Source organism: Kocuria sp. CNJ-770 (assembly GCF_001942375.1).
Lineage (GTDB): Bacteria > Actinomycetota > Actinomycetes > Actinomycetales > Micrococcaceae > Kocuria > Kocuria oceani.
The window spans coordinates 1-1,096 of the sequence record NZ_MKJW01000071.1 but is presented as its reverse complement, the minus strand read 5'-3'; the positions used below and the strand labels follow the sequence as shown (position 1 = coordinate 1,096).

Sequence of the window (1,096 nt, the reverse complement as noted above, 5' to 3'; positions counted from 1 at the left end):
TCAGAACCTGACAGCAACGTTGCCTTTTTACACCTGGGCCCGATGACCCCGGCGTGTGCGTCGTTCGAGTGCATAGCCGAGGCCGGTCAGCCCCAGCATTCCCGCGCTGGCGAACCGCTCGTCGATCCACACTCCTCGAACCCGGGGCACCAGGTGGGGAAATTCCGCTTGGAGGCCCTGGGTGCCGGGAAAGGCGAAGGCCGCGCTCATGGAGGTCCAGAAGACCGCCGGCAACAGGGCGCCCATGGTGGTGTCCCGGTCCGGGTCCGGCCCCTTGCGGTTCAACGCATACAGTCCCCCAGCCCCCAGCAGCGCGGCCACGGCGATGGTCATCGCATCGTGGAACCGGGCATGCGCAGGCCAGTTCGGATTGAACAGGTGCGTGCGGTTCCAGTCCGCGGCGAATCCTCCCACCGTGGTGGCCCCAGCAACGACATTCAGGATTGTGCGCCCTGCTGACATGGCGACACTCTATCGGACCCGTGTCATCTTCCCCGCGTCGCGGGAGGATCCTCAGGCACCGAGGCACCAAGGACTCGCGCCGCGGCAGAGCCGGCCCCGCCCGCCGGTGAGTCGTGGTCGCCGCTGCGGTACCGCTGCGAAGAACTGAGGGAAAACCAGCCCAGTGGAGTGAGGGGGCGTGGGGGTGCCACGAGCAGCGGAGCCGGCCGGATCCGCTCCCTCGGCCTGGAGCGCACCGAGGGCCGGGGCTGCCTGATCCGATGTCACCTCTCGCGCTACCGGCTTGCCCTCGGTGGACTGCAGCTTGGGAGTACGGGGCGAGGCGAAGACCGGTCTGCCCGTTGGGCAATTTTGCTTATTGGGCAGTGTGGTTCACACTATGGGCATGGATCGTGGGTTGCGGGACCTCAAGCGCGAGGCGACGGGGCAGGCGCTGGCCGAGGCGGCATTCGAGCTGACGCGTGAGCGCGGGCTGTCCGGGTTTGTCACCGCGGATGTGGTGGAGCGGGCGGGGTACTCCCGACGCACCTTCGCGAACCACTTCTCCTGCAAGGAGGAGGCAGTCGCTTCGGTCGCCTTCGGTGGTGTCGACGACGCCAGCGCGATTCTGGCCGGCCTGCCCGCCGATCTGCCC

2 protein-coding genes are annotated in these 1,096 nt (G+C 68.0%); one reads left to right on the top strand and one right to left on the bottom strand.

Annotated elements, in window-relative coordinates; translation table 11 throughout:
• Positions 1-27: 27 nt before the first annotated feature.
• On the bottom strand, positions 28-462 hold the full coding sequence (locus BJF77_RS03235) for a DUF6640 family protein (RefSeq protein WP_139318418.1): 435 nt from the start codon (positions 460-462) through the stop codon (positions 28-30).
• A gap of 385 nt (positions 463-847) precedes the next feature.
• On the opposite strand from BJF77_RS03235, the gene BJF77_RS03230 reads away from it, so the two are divergent.
• A partial coding sequence (locus BJF77_RS03230) for a TetR/AcrR family transcriptional regulator (RefSeq protein WP_139318417.1) occupies positions 848-1,096 on the top strand: 249 nt, incomplete at its 3' end.